The 17,245-nt window shown below is 67.5% G+C and carries 8 protein-coding genes; 4 read left to right on the top strand and 4 right to left on the bottom strand.

Annotation, left to right across the window (positions count from 1 at the left end; all coding sequences use genetic code 11):
- Positions 1 to 13: 13 nt before the first annotated feature.
- A complete protein-coding gene (locus tag OG963_RS14290) occupies positions 14 to 6,565 on the bottom strand; it encodes an RHS repeat-associated core domain-containing protein (RefSeq protein WP_371800292.1) in 6,552 nt (2,183 codons plus the stop codon).
- A 201-nt stretch (positions 6,566 to 6,766) separates the two neighbouring features.
- Positions 6,767 to 10,300 carry a LamG-like jellyroll fold domain-containing protein gene (locus tag OG963_RS14285; protein ID WP_371800291.1) on the bottom strand — a complete coding sequence of 1,178 codons (3,534 nt, stop codon included), beginning with the start codon at positions 10,298 to 10,300 and terminating at the stop codon, positions 6,767 to 6,769.
- Positions 10,301 to 11,063: 763 nt separating this feature from the next.
- On the opposite strand from OG963_RS14285, the gene OG963_RS14280 reads away from it, so the two are divergent.
- Entirely contained in the window at positions 11,064 to 11,321 is a 258-nt protein-coding gene (locus OG963_RS14280; protein WP_371799006.1) for a hypothetical protein, read from the top strand.
- Positions 11,322 to 11,376: 55 nt separating this feature from the next.
- Here the strand turns inward: OG963_RS14280 and OG963_RS14275 are convergent, their stop codons facing one another.
- The gene (locus OG963_RS14275) at positions 11,377 to 13,197 is read right to left on the bottom strand and encodes a pentapeptide repeat-containing protein (RefSeq protein WP_371799005.1); all 1,821 of its coding nucleotides are present in this window, start codon (positions 13,195 to 13,197) and stop codon (positions 11,377 to 11,379) included.
- A 99-nt stretch (positions 13,198 to 13,296) separates the two neighbouring features.
- Positions 13,297 to 14,637 carry a PIN domain-containing protein gene (locus OG963_RS14270; protein WP_371799004.1) on the bottom strand — a complete coding sequence of 447 codons (1,341 nt, stop codon included), beginning with the start codon at positions 14,635 to 14,637 and terminating at the stop codon, positions 13,297 to 13,299.
- Positions 14,638 to 14,780: 143 nt separating this feature from the next.
- Between OG963_RS14270 and OG963_RS14265 the strand changes: the two genes are divergently transcribed.
- The 3 genes from OG963_RS14265 (at position 14,781) to OG963_RS14255 (ending at position 17,218) form a co-directional block, all read left to right on the top strand.
- The gene (locus OG963_RS14265; RefSeq protein ID WP_371799003.1) at positions 14,781 to 15,038 is read left to right on the top strand and encodes a hypothetical protein; all 258 of its coding nucleotides are present in this window, start codon (positions 14,781 to 14,783) and stop codon (positions 15,036 to 15,038) included.
- Positions 15,039 to 15,143: 105 nt separating this feature from the next.
- Positions 15,144 to 15,482 carry a DUF1360 domain-containing protein gene (locus OG963_RS14260; RefSeq protein ID WP_371799002.1) on the top strand — a complete coding sequence of 113 codons (339 nt, stop codon included), beginning with the start codon at positions 15,144 to 15,146 and terminating at the stop codon, positions 15,480 to 15,482.
- The gene (locus OG963_RS14255; protein WP_371799001.1) at positions 15,482 to 17,218 is read left to right on the top strand and encodes a hypothetical protein; all 1,737 of its coding nucleotides are present in this window, start codon (positions 15,482 to 15,484) and stop codon (positions 17,216 to 17,218) included. The genes OG963_RS14260 and OG963_RS14255 overlap by 1 nt, the downstream gene beginning before the upstream one ends.
- The last annotated feature ends 27 nt before the right edge of the window (positions 17,219 to 17,245 follow it).

The raw sequence follows: 17,245 nt of genomic DNA, 5'->3' as shown, positions 1-17,245 counted from the left end.
CGAAATATCTCCGTCACCTAGGCCACGGCTTGGGGGCCCGGTCATTCCCAGTAAATGTCCTGCTTGCACTCCACCGCGACGAGGGGATCACCGTTCCCGCCGGGGTACCGACTTCCAGGACCGCGTTCTCGGGAAGCAGCGTGGCTACCTGCGACTTACAGTAGCCACAGATTCCGCTCGGGTTGTCAATCAGGAGCCTGCCGCTTTTTGCACCGAGCCCTCGCATGATCAGAGCTGCTTGCCCTTCGACGTGTCCGCTCGCCGCATAGTTGGGCAACGACGACTTCCCCGATACCAACGGGTAAAGCGTACCGTCGATCTCGAGAACGCCGGCCGTCTTACCCTCCTCACCGATGGAAGCGAGCAACCGCTGCGCAGCAGTGAGGGTCCCGCGGCTCTTAGCAAGGTTCGTGCCGGCCGCGATCACCCTGCCACCACCCGCAGCGGCTGCACTCCCCACTAGCGCGCTTCCGCCGGACGCGCCGCCGTTCAGCGTTTCTGCGATCTCCGCAGCACACACCGGGAGGGTGGCCAGGCATCCCTCCGCGAAGACTGCAGCAACGGGCGCAACGGCTACAGCCAGCCCCACGACGGTGACGACGCCCAGGAGAACCTTCTGCAAGGTTGAGAGTTTCCCTGTGTCTGGTAGGTCGTGGGCGGCCGGGTTGTACTGGGGATTGGTTCCCATGGCCCAGCAGGAGTGGCATTGGCCGTCACTCCGCTTGGGCTTGGGGTCGGGCCCCTTCTTGAACACGATCTTTGCTGTGGTCGCGCCGACGGTCTTGGTGACCGTGGTGGCCATGGTGCCGCTTCCGACGGTGCCGTCGCTCTTTGTGTACTGAAACTTCTGGGTGTAGGTCTTCGTGTATGACCAGTCCCAACCATCGTTGCTCTTGGTCCAGGTCTCGGTGCCACCGTTGCAGGAGCTCGAGGCACCGCCGCACGCGCCATCGGGGCGGAGTCCGGTGGGGTCGGACTTGGTGACGGGGGTGTTGTTGGCGTAGGCGTAGCCGTTGAGGGACTCGTGGTCGTCGGGCGCGAGGACGGGGTCGACGGAGAGGAAGCGGCCGGTGGCCGGGTCGTACTCGCGGGCGCCTATGTGGGTGAGTCCGGTGTCGGCGTCGGCGGGTTTGCCGAGGAAACCCTTGTCGTCGGGCCAGGTCGACGGTGCGGCTCCGCGGCTCTCGCCGAAGGGCTTGGTGTAGCGGCGGGTTATGGCCTGGGTGGTGGCGTCCACCGTCATCGAGGCGGTGCCGTGGTGGTCGTCGACCATCCAGGACAGGCCGGTCTCGGTGCGGACGGCGGTGGCGTCGCCGGCCGGGTAGTGGCGCTGGGCGGTGAACTTCTTGGCGGCCGTGTCGTAGTGGAGTTCCTGACTGCCCAGGTAGAGAACGGTCTTGACGGGGCCGCGGCGGATCAGAAGTTCGCCGTTGGCGTCGTAGAGGTAGTCGGTGGTCTTGGTGCCTTCGGTGAGGCGGGTGAGTTCTCCTTCGATGTCCCAGATCAGGCTCTGCGCGGTGCCGGTGGGGCCGTAGCGCTTGGTGGTGTTGCCCTGATCGTCGTAGGTGTAGGTCTTGGCGGTGCCGCCGTTGACGGTGAAGGAGGTCAGGGTGTGGGGCTGGCCGGTGCCGTTGGCGTTGACGGCGGGGTAGCCGTAGTCGGTTTTGGTGTCACCGGTGGCCTTGTGTTCGGTCTGGGTGTCGCGCAGGCCGCCGGGCTTGTAGTTCCAGCTCGTCCAGTACGGGGCCGGTCCGCCGAGGGCGGATGCCGAGCGGGCGGTGTCGCAGTTGTTGGAGGACGGGGTCCAGGCCTCTGTCAGACGGCGGTAGCCGTCGTAGAGGAAGCACTGGGTGTCCTTGCCGTTGGCGTTGTCGGCGATCGACTTGACGTTGCCAGAGGTGTCGTAGACGTAGTCGGAGTCGCTGGTGTTGCCGGTGTTGGTCTGGTCGACGGTGTGGGTGTTGGCCAGCCGGCGGGTGCCGTCCTCGTAGCGGTTGAATATCTGGAGCTGCTTGGCACCGGTGGAGGTGCCCAGGCGGGTCTCCTCGATCTCGCCGTACGGTGAGTAGCCGATGTTCTGGACGTAGTCAGTCATGCCGTCGGTGCCGGTGAGCATGCCGAGGCCGTTGTAACTGTTTTCCACGGTCTCGGCGGGAAGTCCGCCCACCGCAGGCAGCGAGGTCGACTGGACGGTGCCGTCGATGTTGTAGACGGCGGTAGTGGTGAACGTCTGCGGTGCACCGGCGACGGCGACCAGGGAGTCGGTGGCGGCGATGACGGTCTTGGTGCCCTTGGGGCGGCCGAGCGCGTCGTACCCGGTGACGACCTGGGAGTAGATCTTTCCGGTGGTGCCGCCGACGTAGCGGATCGAGGCTGTCGGCTTTCCCTTGGCCAGCGAATCGTAGGTGAACTTGGTCAGCTGGTGGGCGTTGTCCTTCACGCCGTCCCAGGTGCCGATATTGCGGCCGAGCTCGTCGTAGTCGGTGATCAGGGTGCGGGACACGCCATTGAGGGTCGTGGCGACGGTCAGTGGCTGGTCGGCGTCGTTGTACGTGGTATCGATACGGCCCTTGTCGGGGTCGGTGGAGGTGGTCGTGCGGCCGCGCAGGTCGTAGCCGTACGTCCAGACCGCCCCGTCCGGACCGGTCATCTTCTTGAGCTGGCCGCCGGGGGTGTACTCGTACAGGGTGCGGGTGTAGTCGCTGCCGGTCGGGACGGGGCCGCCATACTCTCGGCGCTCGGTGATCCGGCCTCGGGCGTCGACGATCGTCACGGCGCCGGTGCCGCCCTCGGCGGCGGTGAAGGTGGTGCGGTCGGCCTGCTCGTCGGTCTTGGTGAGCCACCTCTCCTGGTCATAGACCCGGAAGATCGATTCGGTGGCGCGGCCGGCGGCGTCGAAGACCGTCTCGGTGGAGGCGGGGACGGAGCCGGGATAGGTGTTGGCCAGGGTGCCCGAGGGCGCGTTGTTGTCGTGGACCTGCGCGTTGGTGATGTAGGCCAGGCCGCGGTCGTCGTAGAGGGTTTCGGAGATCACCCGGCCGCCGTTCGGCGAGGGGACCTGCGTCTGGCGGGACCGTAGAAGGCCGTCGAAGATCTCGTAGGAGCTGTTGTAGGTCTGTCCGTCGGCCTTGAGGGCGTCGGTGCGGACCCAGGTCTCCTTGTCGTTGTTAATGCTGTACGCATAGACGATGCTGGCGGCGTCGCCGAGCGCGTGGGAGCGGTCCGGCTTCCAGACCGACCGCAGGCGGCCGAGCGCGTCGAAGGACCACTCGGTGAGATTGAGGTTGGCGTCGGTGGACTTGGTGGCCGTGCCCCAAGCCGGGTCCACCTCGGTGGTGGAGGTGTAGAGCTTGGGGTCGGTGGTGGTCTTGGACGTCAGCGGGCCGTAGCCGGTGTCGTCGGGGACGTAAGTGGTCCTGACCGTGCTGTTGACGGCGTTGGTCGCAGTGAGCGGGCGGCCCAGCTTGTCGTAGGTAGAGCTGGAGACCTGCTGGTAGACGGGCTTCTTATCGAGCTCGCCGTAGCTCGCGACCCGGTAGGAGGCGGTGAGTTCGCCCTTGGTGGGCGCGCCCCCGACCGCCTGGCCGTCGTAGGCCGTGGTGATGTCGGAGACGACGTCGTCGGGGATCACCGGGGTGGTTGCGCAGGAAACCGAGTATGTCTCGGTGCGCGAGACCGCGTTGACCAGCCAGGCGGAGGTGTTGCGCGCGTAGGTGGTCCGCACGCACGACTCGTCGCCGGTTATAGCGATGTCGCCGGTGTCCTCCACGGTGATCGGCATGCCGTACGTGGTGTCGTACGTGGTCTTCTGCTTGACCGTGCGGGTGCCGGTGGAGGTCTTGGCGCGGGTGGTGGTCTCGTCGGCCTGGACGATCCAGGAGTCGGTGGTGCCCCAGCTGTAGGTGTGGCTGCCGGTCTTGTGCGACCAGGGGTTGTTGATGGTGCCGCTGACTTCTTCGGTGCCGTTGTAGGCGATGGTCTCGCGGACGAACCCGGTGTACTGGCGGGAGTCGTCGATCGCGGTGCCGGTGGAGTCGGTGACCTTTTCCACGCGTGCGCTGCCGTCGAGTTCCTTCTCACCGTTCAGGCCGCGCATGTAGAGCATCAGCTTCTTACTGCGCGGGCCCTCGGAGTCGCCGGAGGTCTCCACAACCTTGCCGTAGCCGCGCCACTGCGACCAAGTGCGGTTGGAGGTCTTGGTCAGGCCCTCGTCGTCGGAGTACGCCCAGCCGGCGCCGCCCTGGTAGTCGTAGTACTTCTCACCGGTGTCGCCGTGGCCGTAGGGGTCGTCCTGGAAGACGGAGGTGACCACGTACTTGTGGAACCAGTCGATGACCGGGGTGGCCCCGGACTGGGACCACTTGACGGGGAAGCAGCGACGGGTGTTCTTGTCGATGTCCGCCGGCATGCTGGTGCCCCAGATGCAGTCGGGGTCAGAGTAGTTGACGGTGAGGGTGGAGCCGGTCTCGGACTTAATGGTGCGCACGCGCCACTTGATGTAGCGCAGGGTGTCCGGACCGCTGCCCTCGACGTGGTTGGACAGCTGAATGCCGCCGAAGACGACCGGCGGCATGGCGGCCGCAGTGGTGTTGGCCTTACCGGTGTTCTGGATGGACTTCAGCCACAGGCTCGCCGAGGAGGCGTCACCAGTGTCGGGGAAGTCTTGGTCCAGGTGCCAGGTGTCCACGTCCCGGCGGGTAGTGCCAATGCCGGTCCACACCGAGGTGGTGATGTCGGTGAGGCGCTTGCGGGTGAAGAAGGCCGGGCCGATCTGGGTGGTGCACTTGGTGCCCGACGCGCAGATCATGTCAAACGGCACGTCAGGCCAGTTGGCCTTGGTGGTCGCCGTCAGACTGGCGCAGCCACCCGAGGTGACGCAGCGCTCGGCGTAGGTGAAACTGACCTGCTGCGCGGCGGGCTTGGAGTAGATCCATTCGCTGCGCAGGCCGTAGTCGATGCGGTCGAGGTAGCCGCCGCGGGTGTAACCGGTGCCGTTGACAGTGGTGTCGGCGTTCTTGGAGTAGTAGTTCGTCTCCTTGCTGTACCAGTAGGTGGAGGCGTTGTCGTGGGTGTCCACGACGTAGTCCAGGTTCCAGCGCCATGCCTGGTTGCAGGAGGAGTCGGCGAATCCGGTGGACTTGTAGCAGGGCTCTCCGGAGTCGTCGCCGAAGACCGGCACGGTCCACACGGAGTTGGTGACGGGGTCGTCGTCGGTAGTGGCGGTAGTGCCCTTGTCGCTCCAGCCGGGCATCCGGTGCTTACCGAAGAAGTACTGGGTGCCGGACGCGTCCGTGACCTTCCAGTACTCGGTGTTGTCGTCGCCGTTACCGGTGGCGCCAGTCAGGTGCTCGACGCGGGTGCCGTCCTCGTTCTTCAGCTTCCACGAACCGCCGGACGCCTGCGAGAGGGCCGCGGTGTCGCAGGCCGCCTTGTCGGCGCAGGTGTTGACCAGTTCGACGGCCTTGCCGTTGAGGACCAGGGTGGCGTTGGCGTACTTCCAGCACAAGTCGCCCTTGCCGGACTGGCCGTCGTCCTTGCAGGATCCGTACTTGCGCTCAATGTAGGACTCGGTGATCGAGAAGCCCTCGCCGACCACCGAGGTCTGATTATTCTCCCCGGCCGTGCGGCCGTCCACCGAGGCCGAATTGTAGGAGATGGACAGGTTCGGGGACGGGCCGGCCGTTGCCGGGGGAACCCGCAGCGGGTAGTTCCAGGTGAAGTCACCCGTACTGCCACCGGCCTCCCAGGTCGCGGTCGGGGACAGCGGGGTGGAGGCGTAGTCGCCTCCGCCGCCCGAACTGTCCGCCGCCGCTGCCAGCAGCACCGGGGCGCCGGCTGCGAGGGTGCGGGCGGAGACAGTGCCCGTCAGGGTCTGGGACTCTGCGTCGTTGTCCGCGTCCGCCACCGGGGTCTGGGTGCGGCAGGACTTCTTCTCCGGGGTGGTCAGCGCACACGCCGGAAGTGCCACCAGGTGCAGGCGGGGGCCGAAGTTGCCGCCGTAGACGTCGTTGAAGGTGGAGTAGTCCAGGGAGATCCGGAGCTTGTCGGTGTCGCGGGCGGAGTCTCCGGATGCGGTTTCCGCCGGGTCGACGGTGAGCAGGACGCCGTTGACGCCCGCCTTCTTCGCGGCCGACTGGGAGTGGACGCTGAGCGCCACCTCGTCGGCCGGACCGGTGGCGTTCGCCTTCGTCTTACTCTTCGCCAGTTTGGGTGCCGGGGCTGCGGGTTCCTGGGCCAGCTCCACGGCGAGCCCGCCGACGGTGACCGGGGCCTTGCCGGTCGCCTCGACCTCGGCGGTGGCCTTCCCGGCCTTCGGCCATGCGGCTTTCTTCAGCCGCTCACGGGTCTCGCGGGAGGCGGGGGCGGCCTTGTCCTTCGGGGCCTTGGACGTGCTGGGCTTGAGCACGCCCACCTTGTCGATTTTCGCGTCGGGCCGGTCCTCCAGCTGCTTGCGGGCTGAAAGGGACTGGGCCTGGGCGGCGAAGTCATAGGCCGAGGGGACCACGACTTGGGGCAGGAGGGAGAGGGAGATGACGAGCGCGCCACGGCCGAGCCAGCGGCGTATGACCGCCCCTGGCAAGCGTGTGCGGAAGGGTGATGAAGACACGGTGATTTCCCGGTTCTCGGATATGGGCAGGAGGCGCTCGGGCGGCGACGCCCGAGTACGCCGGATCTCGACGGCGCGTCCGCAGAGACGCGCAGCGTGTGTTTCGAGCAGAGCGGGACAGGACGGGCAAGGAGCCCCGCCCTGTCCCGCTCGCTTTTGCTACTGCTCGGTGTTGCGCCGGTTGGCGATCGTGTCGGTGGAGGTGGCTCCGGCCCAGACGCGGACGTTGTCGATCGTCCCGGGGAAGTAGCGCGCGGCAGCGCCGTTGATCTTCGCTCGGCCGATCTCGAACACTCCGCCGCCCTGCCAGGGGGCCGAGTACGGCACGCCGTCCTCGTCGCCCATCAGGGCGCTGTCGACGTAGAGCTTCAGCGCGCCGAGCTTGGATGTGTCGTCAGGGTCGGCTGCCGACTGGGCGTCATAGACGACCGACAGCATGACCGGGACGCCCAGCTGGGCCGTGGTGAACGCGGTGGACTCGCTCTCGGTCCAGACCGCCCCGGTGCCGTCCTTGTCGGGACGGCCGAACGTCCACCGCCCCTGGGTGCTGCCGGCCGGCTGCTCGTACCAGACACCCCAGGAGGACTGGCTCGTCCCCGACTGGCCGAACACCTGCACCGCGTACGACTTGCTGGTGTCGGCGAACTTGGCGGGGTCCAGAGTCACCCAAGCGGTCGCGGTGAACGAACCGGAGTCATCGACGACCGGGCCAGTGGCAGTCGCATACGCGCTGGTGCCGTTCAGGGTCATCGTCTGCCCGGGCTTGACCTCTTCGCCGATATCCGGGTCGCCGGTGGTGAACTGGGTGAGCACGGCCCCGTTGAGCGTCAGATTCCGGGCGAAGCCGCTGGTGTCCTTCACCGTGGTGCCGGTCGCGTTGACCATGTCCGTGGCGTCCCACTTGGCGACGAGCGTCGGGACCGGGTCGCCGGCGGTGCCGTCGCTGATGTCCTCGTCCTCCAGCCAGGCGTCGTGGGTGACCTCGGTGTCCGCGAGCGCGCGGGACCAGACCTTTACCTCGTCAATGGTTCCGGCGAAGTTCTCCTTGCCGGTCGCGGTGAACCACAGCCGTCCGACCTGGAGGCCGCCCGACGCCTTCCACGGGGTGGCTGTGAACGGCACCGGATTGCCTTGCGGGACGCCGTTGACGTAGAGCTGGAGGGTCTGCCCTGCCGCGTCGTAGACGCCCGTCAGATGGGTCCAGGCATTCAGGACCGGAGGCTTGGTGCCGAGCGAGCGGATGATCACGGGGTCGACGACATCCGTCTGGTGGCGGTTGAAGATCCAGGCGTTGAAGGAGCTGGAGTAGTACAGCTGGAACCCGGAGGCGTTCGTTCCCGCCTGGGACAGGACGGTGTAGTTGACGTCCTTCTTCGTCAGACGCGCCCAGGCCGAGACGGTGAAGGACTTGGTGGTGTCCAGTACCGCACCCGGGGTGGAGAGGTAGGCGGTCGTGCCGTTGAACTTCGCCGCGCCGGAGCCGCTACGGGCCAGGGTGTCCCAGGTGGCCCCCGAGGAGGTCAGCGGGTGCTGGGTGCTGGTGGTGGAGTCGGTGAGGGCGTTGTCCAGGTGCCAGATCCCCGAGGGCTTCTCGGCGCCCTGCACCAGGAAGCTGTAGTAGCCGGTGAGCGAGCTGTGCCCGGCGGCGTCGAAGCCCCAGACCTGAATGGTGTTCTCACCGGCTTGGTTCGGCGTGATCGTCTGGGTGGTGGCCGTGCCCTTGGCGACGGTGATCGGGGCGGAGAGCGCGCCGCTGTTCAGCTTCCACTTGTAGCTGACGACGTCCGACTGGATGCCGGCCGTGGTGGAGTTGGTGTCCGCGGGGGTGAAGGTGAACTTGCCCGGCGTGCCCACCCCGCCCGCGGCCGGATCGGTCTCGGCCGGCTTGTAGAGGCCGTCGGTGCTGGTCACCACCGGGGGCGGCGGCGAATCGGTGTCGACCCGGAAGTAGCACCAGGAAGACCAGTCCGAGTCCAGGACACCGGTCGCGCCCCGGTCCGTCTTGTAGTACGCCTGCGTCTTGACCCGCATCCGGTAGTCCGTCTGGGCCGTCAGCGTGCTGGAGGTCGCGTTGCGGGGGGCGTTGTCGGCCACCCAGGCGTCGTCCGGCGAGGCCGCGTACCAGGCGCGGCTGGAGCCGTCCGCCTTCCACACCTCGAACATGGCGCGCAGCTGGGAGCTGGAGCCGTCGGCCGACTGCACCGTGGCCAACATCTTCGGCGTGGTATCACTGGTGGCGAACGACAGCGAGGAGGCGTTGCAGGCCCGCCCGGTCGTGCCCTGCTGGACACCGTACGAGGTCGGCTTGTCCGGGTAGGAGACGTAAGTCACCGACAGCTTCGCGTCGTTGCGGAACCGCGCCCAGGAGGCCGCGTCGGACTCGTCGTGCGCGGTCAGCGAGAAGGTGATCTGCGACTCCTTGTTCGCGGCATAGGACGCGAGGGTCGTCGTCAGGTTCTCGTTCGTCTCCTCATCCACGTTGTCGCTGAAGCGCACCCAGTCCGCCGGCTGCGACGGGCTGCACAGAGCGCCCCGCCCATAGGCCACGCTCCGATCGCCCATCAGGTCCACCGCGGTGGGGCGGGACGACCAAGTGGTGCTGGAGGAGATGCCCTTGTCCACGCGGCTCAGGTCGTACCAGTGCGGATCGCAGGTGAACGTCCACTCCTGGTACACCTCCATCGTCACGTCCAGGACCTTCTTGCCGTGGATCGACGAGAGCGGGTACTCGAAGTACATGCGCTGGGTGTACGGGCTGCTCGAGCAGAGGTAGCCGGCGTAGTTGGAGCAGCGCCCCACGCCCTTGTCCCCGTCGAACTCCCAGAACTTGTCACCGTCCGAGGAGAGCGCCGTCCAGTCGCCCAGCGCGATGCCCTTGGTCGGCGGGTCGATGTACAGCGGGAAGACGGTGTCCTGGCCGTGCAACAGGGCCGGATCGGGCGTGATCTCCAGCGTGGCGTCGGTGACCTTGAGCGGGACCTCGGCCGAAGCGTCACCGCTGCCGGGGCCCTCCGAAGGGGCCGGCTCGCCCCCGGCGGCTGGCAGCGGCACCGCGTCCGTCGCCTCCGGCGCACCCTCGTCCTCCGCCGCTGCTGAAGAAGCAGTGCGGGCGGATTGCGTGGTGACAGTGGCGGGGGTGTCACCGGCCGAGTCCCACATCCGCCCCGCCGGGGTCTCGAAGACCGGGGTGCCGTCGCCGTCGCATGCAACGAAACCGCCGTCGGCCGTCGGGACGATGTCCAGGCCGCTGCCGGAGACGGTCATCTTGATCGTCGCGAGTGCCGGGTTCTCCGCCGCCTCCGCAGTCTTGACCACGAGCACCGAGGTGTAGCCGGAGCTCAGTGCAGTCAGTTTCAGATCGACATCCGGGAGGACCCCGGCGTAGGTGGCTGTGGCGCCGTCGAGTTGGGGCTCGGGGAGCGCGGTGGGCCAGCCGAGCTGCAGCTTGTGCCCCTTGTCCTCCAGCGTGACCAGTCCGTCCCCACTCCCGCCGCCCGAGAAGGTGAGACCGGCCGTCGTATTCTTCGCCCGCGCGGAGCCGTCGGCCTCGCGCATGAGGGTGGTGTCGATGGGGGCCCAGGCGCCGTCGGCCTTCCGGGCACGGACCGGAGCCGCGTTCATCTCCTGTGTGAAGGTGCCGTCCGGGTTGGCGAAGATCTGGGATGACTCGGTGGTCGCCGCGTCCACGGCCACCCGCTCACCGGTCTCCGCCGCGAGTGCGCTCGCCTTCGACTCCAGAGTCCTGTCAGCCGCTACCGAGGCCGCCCCGTCATTGGCGAGTGCCGGAGTCGCCCCGGCCCCGACTACCGGAACCGCACTCGCTAGGAGTGTGACGGCTACCGCCCAACTCCGCGCCACCTGACGCCGGCTGTGCCGCCGTTTCTGCGTAAACACGCCCCCACCCGCCCTTTAATTTTTCATTACAAACAAGCTGTGAGGATCATGTGTTGATCAAGCGTGCTGGTCAATAGTGTCGCGTATCACGTTGGCCTTTTTCCGCCCTGGAAGTCGCACGTGCTAATGGGGGTGTGACTGACGTAGATTTGCTGGCAAAAGCCTCGCGTGTGCGTGTATTCCGTCAGTGATCGTTCTGTTTACCGTGCATCTGCACCACACGCCCGTTATCTGGCCGCGTATCGGCTGCGTGGCCGGCGCCTCGCATTGAGGTGGCAGGCGCTGCTGGTGTCCGGGCCGGTACCCGGCGACTCCTCGCCTCGCCACGGCGCTCAGCGGCGGTGGCGGCCTACTGGTCTACCGCGGCTTGTCGGCTCGCGTACGAGACGAACGCGGCGATCATCTACGTCGAGGCGAACTATGGGCGCGACACGTGCTCGCTCGCGATCCGGACCTCGTGGGAAACCCTCCAGCGTGACGGGGAGATCCGGGAGAGCGTCCTGATGCCTGCCATCGACCTCGTGACCGCCAAGCAAGGGAAGTTGCTGCGCGCGCGGAGCCGGTGGCACAGCAGATGGTGGAGGACCGGGTGCGGTTGCGCGGTCTGTTCGTCGACCTGGAACGGGAGTGGTCGACGTGGATGTCGACCGCCCCGGACAGCCCCGGCCGTATCGACGCGTCGTGCATCCTCACGTACGGCCTGATCCCCGAGGCGAACAAGGGTGTCATCGTCCACGCACCGCTGCCGCAGGCACCTGTCCCCGGCGGCCGTCAGCCGTCAGCAGCGGCGGGCGCGTACGGGCGGAGGATCGCGAAGTGATCGGGGCTCGGAGAGTGGCGGAGCGGAAATGCCGGGACGGTGGGTGTTCTGGGTATCAGCGTTTGATGCGGCTGCGCATGGCGAGGACGGCCAGGGCGAGCAGGGCGGGTTCCGTGAAGCGGCTGACCATCTCCGTGTAGGTGCCCCAGGTGGTGAGGTCCTGGCCGCTGGTGCGGAACGCGACGGAGTTCAGTACCACTTGCATGGACTTGTCGAAGCGATCGACGGTGAACCGGTCAGCGACGGGCAACGTCAGCCGCGGGTCCTCTTTGTCGACGACCAGCGTCACCTTCCCGCCGCCGGCGGGGACGGCACCCGTGGCGACCTGCTGGGGTGAGGAGTCGGGGAGGCCGAGGCCCATCATGAGCACGATGGTGGCCGCCACGGCTGCGACCAGCCAGCCGAGGGCTCGGGAGGCGCGCAAGCCGTAACCGGAGAGCAGCCAGTACCCCCGGAGCAGGGCCCGCTCGCCGGGCGGGGTGTCGGTCCGGTCGTGGCGGCGCATCTCCATCTCGCCGTAGTAGAAGTCAGAGGCTCCGGGTTCGTTCTTGCCGTCCTCGAACGCCTTGCGCAGCTGCCGGTAAAGCGTGGCCACGTCCTCCGGGTCGGGGGTGAGGTCGGGGTCGGGGTGGTGCGGACCGGTGCGCCAGTCCCGTGGAGAGGGGGTCTGACCCGGCGCAAGGGCGGGTTGGCCGGCCGTCTGCGCCCGCCAGTGGTGCTCCTCGGCCAGGGTGCGCCGACGGGTCCACCGGTAGGGCCATATGAGGTGGCGGCGGTGAAGGCCGGTGGGGGCGGGGGCGAACGTGCAACGGCCTTCCAGGCGGAACTGGTCGAGATGGAAAGCACCGGAGAAAAGACAGTCGCTCAGGTCTGTGTCCATCAGGACCAGGTGCGCGGCGTCCACCCCCCGCACCGAGACCACCCGCACCCTGTACGTGTGGCCGGTCAGCAGGCTCTCCTGCAGCATCGCACCGGTGGTAGCGGTGAAGGGGGCGGGGTGGGTGGTCACCGCCACGGGGCACGACAGTACGGCGTGGCTGAGGTCCACGGTCGCGTAGCGCAGGCGCAAGGTCGCCGTCGACTCCCAGCGAGTCCTCTCGCAGCGCACCTCACGCGCTGCGATCTCCAGCGTCACTGGCACCTCGAACACCGCACCGGACACATCCACCGCCCCCGCACACGCCACCGGCCCAAACTGCGACGTCACCGCGAACCGAGAACCGTTGAACTCGGCGTCGCCGGAGAACTGCGCCTCGCCGAACCGGGCGTTGCCGGAGAACTGGGCCCTGTCGAACAGGGCGCTGCCGGAGAACTGCACCCCGTCGAACCCGGTGGCGCCGGAAAACTGCGCCGCGTTGAACCAGGCCTCTCTGGAGAACTTCGCGTTGCCGAACAGGGCGCCGCGAGAGAACCGCGCCTCGACAAAGTCGGCCTCGCCGGAGAACTGCACCTCATCGAACGTGGCGTCGCCGGAGAACTGCGCCTTGGCGAACGTGGCGTCGGAGAAGTGTGCCCTGTCGAACCTGGCTTTGCCGGAGAACTGTGCCTCGTTGAACCAGGCGATGCCGGAGAACTGCGCTCCGATGAATAGGGCAGTGCCGAGGTGGGGTCTTCCGGTGATGGGGTCGTCGAGGGCTTGGAGGAGGGCTTGGAGGAGGAGTTCGGTGAAGGGAGTGCCGCAGTGGTCGATGTCGGCGCCGGGGGTCAGACCGGTGAGGTAGGCGTCGCGGTCGGTGTCGTTCAGGTGGGCCAGGCACGCAGTGTGGCTGGGAACAAGGGTGTCGGGGCAGCCGATGAGATCGGTGGCGGGGTCCGCGCCATGGCCGCAACGCTGCCACGGCGGCAGGATGGGTGCGGGGGCCGGTGCGGTGCTCATGACAGCGACTCCGTGGCTTGTCGGCTGATGACGGTCTGGGGCATTGTCTGACCGCCGAGCCCCCGGCGGCGCGGCATACCGGGTGAGCGGCCGGGGGCGCTACTCGTCATCCGGTTGGTCGAGCTCTCGTTCCCGCAGCCGACTCAGCAGTTCGATACCTGCCTGGCGCAGGGTTTCGGTTTCTCCGTAACTCAGCTGCGACCGCAGCAACTCCTCAATGCGACTCAGATCGGCGTCCGGTGGCTGGAGCGACTCAGCGAGCCAGCGAAGGGCTTCCTGATTGGTCGGCGGCGAAGAGAGTTGGATGGCGACCCGGCGAAAGATCTCCGGGTCGATCTGCGTGGCCGCGAGGAGATGCCCGATCCGACTGGCTTGATTGGCCAACTTCGCCGCGTCTTCGAGGAGCAACGGCTCGTCCTTCGGGATGCTGGCCGTCTCCTCGTCGGTGAGCGGGACGGGTGGCCGCGCCCGCAGGACGGTGACCCCCTTCTCGGGAGCGGTAGTACTCAGGAGGACCCGCGTTGTCCACGCTGCGTACGTCCTTGCGCCGTCGATATCTCGGCCGACCCCGCGGCGACGTCCAGAAAGCAGCCAGCGTGCCGTGGCCGTGCACCACTTGTGCCCGTCGATCTCGTACCCGCTGATCTCGCCCACCGTGCTGAGCACTGCTGCCGGCGTGTTTATCCAGAGGTCCACCCGCCGCTGTGACGGCTCGTTTGCGCCGTTGAGGATGACCGTGGCCGTGAAGGGGCGTGATCTACGAGCCTGCTTGGCGAGAGAGGACCGCCCTTCCTGCGCTTTCAGAAGGCTCCTCACCTCCTCTTCCGAGACCTCCACTTCGGTGGCGATTTCCTCGACGACCCCGTCAACGGAGGTGTAGAGCGCGAAGCGGTCCTCCAACCCGTCGAGGTCTTTCGCCATGGCAGGCGGGAATTCGCTTCCGTCGCCGAAGTCGGCGGTGTTGTTGCTGATGAAGTAGACCTTCTCGGAAGGATGCGCCTTGGCGTACTCGATGGCGGTCAGCCAGATTGCTGCGTCACGGGCTCCGGTCTTGTGCTTACCGCTGTTGACCGTCTTGCAGGGCGCGATGAGGTTCGCCTCGCGGAACATGGCCTGCTCATAGACCTGGGGACTGGTTTGAAGGATGTCCGCGATCTGGGCGTACTGCTCGCGCCAATACTCACGGACGCGATCCAGTTCGAGTTCTCGCGGGCCCCTCGGACTGCTCCAGGGGGTGGCCTTCCTCAGTGCCTCCATAGCATCTACGGCAGCCGCGTACTTGACCTCGTAGGCCACGGCCTGTTGGGCGGCGAGCTCCTCCATGGCGATCCATGGAGCAACTACTCGCTCAGCCCCGGATGCTCGGATTGTCCGGAGCAAGTCGGCAACGGGACCCCGAAGTGATATCCCCTTGAGGATGTTCGCGTCCAGAATGATCACGGTGAGCTGCTCCGTCTCGCTCGATCCGATTCGTAGGGCACCACTCTCTCAAGAACTGATCACCGTTCGCGGCGAATTGGCCGGTGCGCCCCGTGACCGGGCTGGCTGTACGTAAGCGGCTGGGAACGGCCACACTGGGTGCCGTGAAGCTTCCGCGTGTGGAGTGCCAGAGCTGTGGGCGTTCGATCGCCGCCGGCCCTGTCTCCGGCAGCCTCAGTAAGGGCCGTATCTGGCGCCACGATGCCCCAGGCGCCCGCCGCGACCTGGACGGCTCCCTGGTCTCCTGCCCCGGCTCACTGGCCGTCGTCGACATCCCCGTGCCGTCCCAGCAGCTCGCGTTCGACGTCGACGAACCGCAGCCCGAGGCCGACGAGGCGACCCCCGCCCTGTTCATGATCTGAATACGGGGTCTGACCTGCGAAGATTCGGCCCGGATCTGATCTCCTGAGATGGCCTATCATCCCCCGCTGAACTCAGCCGGATGATCTCCACGTCAGGGGACGGAAATGATCGGTCCCGTAGAACTCACCCTCCTCGCGCTCGCTGGATACCGAGGGACCCAACTAGCTATTCATGACTCGATCCTCGACCCGGCGCGCGACCGGGTCCACGCCTGGCACCTGAAGCGTCTCGAGTCCACCGCCCGCACGTTCGTGGTGACGCTGATCTCCTGCGTCTACTGCACCGGCTGGTGGGTGTCCGGCGCCCTGCTGCTGACCTATCTCCTCGCCACCGGCCAGTGGCATCAGGCGCCGTTGCTGGTCCACGGCATCGAGTGGCTGGCGGTCGCCGGCGCGGCCGTCCTGCTGAACCGCTGGGACGACTCGCGTAAGGACGGCGCCTGATGGCACGTAAAGCACTGACGGCCTCCGCGTCCCGGTACACGTCCCGCAAGATCCGGGGCCAGGGCGCGGGTAACCAGCCGTGGCAGGCCCGCGCCTACGACATGTACCACCAGGTCCCTGAAGTGCGGTTCGCCGCCTCGTGGATCGGTAACGCCATGTCGGGGGCGCGCCTGTTCGCCGGGCGCCGCGCCGACGACGGCACGATCGAACCCGCCCCGGCCGGACACCGCGCCTCGGAGATCGTCTCCCAGATCGCCGGTGGCCCAGACGGCCAGGCGAAGATGCTCGGCGCGTTCGGGAAGCACCTGACGGTCCCCGGCGAGGGTTGGATCGTCGTACGGCCCAACGCCGAGGTACTGAGCCCGTACAGCCCGGCCGACGGCCACGACTGGCGTGTCCTGTCCGTCAAGGAGATCAAGCAGCAGTCCGGGAAGCTCACCGCCGAGATCGACGGCGAAGACGTCGCGATCCCCGCAGGCGACCCCGACACCATGGACCCCGAGGGCCCCGTGGCGCTCCGCGTGTGGGAGCCGGACCCCGAGCGCGCCATCGAGGCCGACAGCCCCGTGCGCTCCAGCATGGAACTGCTGGAGGAACTCCTCCTGCTGAACGCCGCGGTGAAGGCGATCGCCCGGTCCCGCATCACCGGACGTGGGCTGCTCCTCATCCCGAAGGGCACCCGCTTCCCGTCCTCCGGTGCGAACGGTGACGCCGAGGACGACCTGATCGAGGTGTTCATGACGATCGCGGAGACCGCGATCCGTGACCCCGAGTCAGCCGCCGCGACCGTCCCGATCGTGCTGGAACTCCCCGCCGATGCGATCGCCGACTTCAAGCACCTGAAGTTCGAGTCGGAGTTCGACGACCTGGCGTTGAAGCTCCGCGAGGAAGCAGTACGCCGCTTCGCTACCGGCCTGGAGATCCCCGCCGAGATCCTCCTCGGCCTCGGCGACGTGAACCACTGGGGCCAGTGGGCCCTCACCTCCGAGGCGATCCGCCTCGGTATCGAGCCGAAGCTCGCCACCGTGTCGTACGCCCTCACACAGCAGTGGCTGCGCCCGATCCTCGAAGCCGAGAACGTCGAGGACTGGCACCGCTGGCTCGTCTGGTACGACACCAGCCCGCTCCGGGTGCGCACCAACCGCAGCGAAACGGCACTGCAGGCGTACGACCGAGGCGTCATCAGCGCCCAGGCCCTGCGCCGCGAGACCGGGTTCGACGAGTCCGACGCCCCCGACGCCGAGGAACAGCAGGAACGCGCCGACGAGCAGGACCAGGCCGACGAGACGGAAGACATCCCGCCGACGCCGCCGAACCTGCCGGTCGACGAGTCAGAAGCGGAACCGGCCACCCTGCCCGCCTCAGCCGGCGTACGCCACGGCGAGGGACTGCTCGCCGCAGCTGACGGCCTGATCTGGGGTGCGCTCACCGCGGCGGGCGAGAAGCTCCGGAAAACGCCCGCGTGCCCCCGCAGCGAACGCGGCAAGACCCGCGACATCGAGGCGGCCCGCCTGCACACCCTCCTGCCGGTCGACTCAACGCAGGTCGAGCAGTGGCGGCTCCTCGATGGCGCCTGGACCCGCGCCTCCGAGATCGCCGGGCGCTACGGCCTCGACCCGGAGTGCCTGACCGCATCGCTCGACAACTACGCCCGGGAGCTGATCGCCGCCGGTGTGGAGCACGAATTCAGCCTGGTGCCGACCGTCCTCACGTCCTGCTCTGGGACGGCCGCATGACGTCCCGGCCCGCGCGGCAGGCCCGCG

Origin of the sequence: Streptomyces sp. NBC_01707, from assembly GCF_041438805.1 — a bacterium.
GTDB lineage: Bacteria > Actinomycetota > Actinomycetes > Streptomycetales > Streptomycetaceae > Streptomyces.
Note: the sequence above shows the minus strand (reverse complement) of the source record. Positions and strands in the feature narration are given on the sequence as shown.